This window comes from Tychonema sp. LEGE 07196 (genome assembly GCF_963890365.1).
In the GTDB taxonomy this organism is placed as follows: Bacteria; Cyanobacteriota; Cyanobacteriia; order Cyanobacteriales; family Microcoleaceae; genus Microcoleus.
This window is the reverse complement of sequence record NZ_CAWPRX010000198.1, coordinates 1-4,060: the sequence shown is the minus strand read 5'-3', so window position 1 is coordinate 4,060 and position 4,060 is coordinate 1. Positions and strand designations below refer to the sequence as shown.

Annotated in this window: 3 protein-coding genes and 1 pseudogene; 3 read left to right on the top strand and 1 reads right to left on the bottom strand. The window is 46.5% G+C overall.

Translation table 11 applies throughout. The features are described from left to right. The first annotated feature begins 115 nt into the window (after positions 1-115). The 3 genes from acpP to AACV78_RS23750 all read left to right on the top strand — a co-directional run bounded on the left by acpP (position 116) and on the right by AACV78_RS23750 (position 3,541). Positions 116-370: an acyl carrier protein gene (gene acpP, locus AACV78_RS23760; protein WP_194013073.1), complete on the top strand. Its 255-nt coding sequence runs from the start codon at positions 116-118 to the stop codon at positions 368-370. A gap of 98 nt (positions 371-468) precedes the next feature. Next, the gene (gene fabF / locus AACV78_RS23755) at positions 469-1,722 is read left to right on the top strand and encodes a beta-ketoacyl-ACP synthase II (RefSeq protein ID WP_194013074.1); all 1,254 of its coding nucleotides are present in this window, start codon (positions 469-471) and stop codon (positions 1,720-1,722) included. Between the two features lie 229 nt (positions 1,723-1,951). Continuing rightward, positions 1,952-3,541, top strand: coding sequence for a tetratricopeptide repeat protein (locus tag AACV78_RS23750; protein ID WP_194013075.1), 1,590 nt, complete (start codon positions 1,952-1,954; stop codon positions 3,539-3,541). 80 nt (positions 3,542-3,621) lie between these two features. On the opposite strand, the pseudogene AACV78_RS23745 reads toward AACV78_RS23750, so the two are convergent. Next, a pseudogene (locus tag AACV78_RS23745) lies at positions 3,622-3,933 on the bottom strand (DUF6816 family protein); the annotation flags it as partial. Positions 3,934-4,060: the final 127 nt, after the last annotated feature.

Genomic DNA, 4,060 nt, shown 5'->3' with positions numbered 1-4,060 from the left:
ATCTCCCCCTCTCCCCCTCTCCCTCGTGTCACTTAGAAAAGCGGCAACCCTTTTTCTTGCAGATCCCCCTTTCGGATAAGATTAGATACGCAGCAACCAATGAGGACAGGATGTTATGAGTCAAGACGACATTTTTGCCAGAGTCAAGAAAATTGTGGCCGATCAACTCGAAGTCGATCCGAGCGAAGTCAAGCCGGAAGCCAACTTTGCTAACGATTTAGGAGCAGATTCCCTAGATACAGTAGAGCTGGTCATGGCTTTGGAAGAAGAGTTTGATATTGAAATTCCCGACGAAGCAGCCGAATCAATTACCACGGTTCAAGCTTCTGTAGATTTCATCAGCAGCAAACTTGCAGCTCCAAAAGCATAAAATACCTGTCTTTTCCCCTAAGAGGAGAGAAGTTAAAAAAACTAAAAACTCCTCTTTTGTTCTGCGTTCTGGGTGTTTAATTTTTTGAAACTGAAATCATGACAAATTTAGAGCGTAAGCGCGTTGTTATCACTGGTCTCGGCGCGATTACACCGATCGGCAATACCTTGTCCGAATATTGGGACGGGTTGCTGGCGGGGAAAAATGGCATCGGCCCGATTACTTTGTTCGATGCGTCGCGGCACGACTGCCGGATTGCTGGAGAGGTGAAGGGTTTTAACCCACACGACTATTTAGAGCGCAAGGAAGCAAAGCGGATGGATCGCTTTGCTCAATTTGGGGTATCAGCGAGCAAACAAGCTCTAGCTGATGCGAAGTTTGAGATTAACGACCTGAACGCAGAACAGGTGGGTGTCATTCTTGGCACTGGCATTGGCGGGCTGAAGGTTTTGGAAGATCAGCAAGAGATCTATTTGACTCGCGGCCCCGATCGGTGCAGCCCGTTTATGATTCCCATGATGATTGCGAATATGGCAGCAGGTCTGACGGCAATTCAAACGGGCGCTAAGGGGCCGAACTCTTGCACGGTGACGGCTTGTGCTGCGGGGTCAAATGCGGTGGGCGATGCGTTTCGCATGGTTCAGGGCGGTTACGCGCAAGCGATGATTTGCGGCGGTACGGAAGCTGCGGTGACACCTTTGTGCGTGGCGGGTTTTGCGGCGGCGAGGGCGCTTTCGACTCGCAACGATGACCCGACTCATGCTTGCCGTCCGTTCGATCGCGATCGGGACGGTTTTGTCGTCGGCGAAGGCGCTGGCATTCTGATTCTAGAAGAAATGGAGTACGCTCTGGCGCGCGGCGCGAGAATTTACGCAGAAATCGTCGGCTACGGTTTAACCTGCGATGCGTATCACATGACATCCCCAGTACCGGGGGGCGAGGGTGCCTCGCGGGCGATCGCTTTAGCGCTCAAGGATGCTGGTTTGACACCGGATATGGTGAGTTATATCAACGCCCACGGCACGAGTACGCTTCCCAACGACTCTACTGAAACGAAGGCGATTAAGAAGGTTTTGGGGGAAAGCGCTTACAAAGTAGCAATTAGTTCTACCAAGTCAATGACCGGCCATCTTTTGGGCGGTTCTGGGGGAATTGAGGCGGTGGCTGCGGTAATGGCGATCGCCAATGACAAAATTCCGCCGACAATCAATCTGGAGAATCCCGATCCAGAGTGCGATTTAGACTATGTTCCGCATACAAGTCGCGATCTAAAAGTTGATGTAGCGCTGTCGAATTCCTTTGGATTTGGCGGCCACAACGTGACGCTGGCATTCAAGAAGTTTGTTCAGTAACGGGAAATCGGAAAGTCGCTAGTTAGAAGGTAAAAAACTAATTTTTTACCTTCTGATTTTTTTTATATAAATGTTAGATTGGGCGCACTGCTATCAAATCAAATAGTTTTAAATCGAAACAAGTGTAAAAAAATAAAATAGATGCCCTGCGTAAAATTTTATAATTGTTAGCATAATTTATAAATCAAGCTAAGAGTTATAAAAAACTTGAATAAATGAGAGGGGAATTATGAAGCTTACTAAGTTATGCGCTCTCCTGTTAGTAATATCCCTGGCTACTACTGGGCAAATCGCTGTTGCTCAAAATATTGATGAATTATTTCAACAGGGAACCGAGGCTCAAAATGCCGGCAATTACTCCCAATCAGAAAATATTTTTCGGCAAGTTATCAGACTTAACCCAAACAACGCATACGGATATACCAATCTGGGGTGGGCACTGTACAGTCAAGGGAAATGGGAAGAGGCGATCGCAGTTTACCGCCAAGCTTTGAGTGTACCAAATGAATTCGGAACCCCAGCTAGCGCTCATGCAGTTGCTTATAACAATATCGGCGTAACGTTAACGCGGCAGAAGAGACTGGACGAAGCAATAATTTCGTTCCGTCAATCTTTACAAATAGATCCTACTTACGCTTACCCTTACAACAATTTAGGTCTTGCCCTAGCCAAACAAGGAAAACTGGATGAAGCGATATCCTACTTTCGGCAAGCAATCCAACTTGACCCGACAATGGCTCGAACTTACAGTTCTCTGGGAATTGCCCTCAGACTTCAGGGCAAACTCGACGAGGCAATATATTTCCTTCAAGAAGCTATTAAAATTGACCCCAAACTTGCTCAATCCTACAGCGAGCTGGGCGAGGCATTGAGACAGCAGGGGAAATTGGAAGAGGCGATATCCTACTTGCGTCAAGCCATTAAAATTGACCCGAAATCTGCCGAATTTCATGATATTTTGGGCGATATTCTCAGACAAAATGGAAAAACCGAAGAAGCAATAGCCGCACTCCGCCAAGCTATTGTAATTGACCCCCAAAAGGCCTCTGTCTACAATAATTTGGGCAGTTTGCTATTACAGCACGGCCAGCTAGATGAGGCAATTAGCAACTACCGCCAAGTCATTAAACTAAACCCAGAAAATTCAATAGCCTACAATAATTTGGGGAGGGTACTGGTCAAGCAGGGAAAATTAGATGAGGCGATCGAGGTATTCCGGCAATCCATTGCACTTGACATAAATTCCGTTGATACTTATGTGCTTCTGGCCACCGCACTGAACGATAGAGGGAAAATTGATGAAGCTATCCATTTCTACCGCCAAGCCTTAGCAATGGCGCCTAAAAATGCTGATATTCGCAGCCGTTTGAGGGCATCACTCACTCGGGTAGGTAGAATGAATGAAGCCAGAGCTCTTGACATTCAAGCTGTTGGGCAAAACCCAGAAAATGCAGCGGTTTACTACGATTTGGGTAATTCTCTCAAGCAGCAACGAAGATTACCAGAGGCGATCGCAGCTTTTCGGCAAGCAATTCAGCTAGATCCAAAAAATGCTCGGGCTTTTAGGATTTTGGGTGGATTACTAATGGATGTAGGACAGCTAGAAGAAGCGATCGCAGTGCTGGGGCAAGGAATTCAGTTAGATCCAAAAAATGCCTCGGCTTACGATGCTTTAGGCGTGGCACTAAGCCAACAGCACAAACTAGAAGAAGCGATCGCAGCTTTCCAGCGAGCTATCGAACTCGCTCCGAACAACTTACAAGCCAGAGAAAACCTGAGAAAAGTAGAAAAACTGAAGCAATCTCGTAAAAATCCTTAGCGAAGATCGCACTATTTTTTGAACTGATGTCGAACAACGTGCAGATTTCATGCGCTCGATCTAATAAAACGACAATCAACTTATTCTCCCGGTAACAACTCCAACCGATATCGGTACAAAGCTACAGGATGCCCCCCAGCAGCAAAATAATCCGGGTCTTGCGGCGACAAATAAATCGCTGTCACCTGATCCGCCTCAATTCTTTTACTCGCAGAATCGCGATTTTCCCCACCTCCAACGACTCGATAAGCCGTTGTTGTTTCTACCTCGTTTAAATAAATATCAGTCTCTCCCCGAAATACTTGCTGAGAAATTTCTGCAGACACAAACTCATCGGGATTCGATGTTTGGGTGCCGCGACTGGTAACAATCGAGATTAGTTGGCGATCGCCCAATACGGTTCAGTTAAGGCTCAAACCGTGGTAAATTAGGTATTGTATCCAAAAAAGGAGAGCAAGTTAGCGTGCATCTCAAAGAATTCTCATTAGTATCTCCCAAAATGTCAAGTACGGAGATATT

Excerpts from the sequence above, each read along its gene's own strand:
- acpP (WP_194013073.1), top strand. The coding sequence starts at position 116 with ATGAGTCAAGACGACATTTTTGCCAGAGTCAAGAAAATTGTGGCCGAT.
- fabF (WP_194013074.1), top strand. The coding sequence starts at position 469 with ATGACAAATTTAGAGCGTAAGCGCGTTGTTATCACTGGTCTCGGCGCG.
- AACV78_RS23750 (WP_194013075.1), top strand. The coding sequence starts at position 1,952 with ATGAAGCTTACTAAGTTATGCGCTCTCCTGTTAGTAATATCCCTGGCT.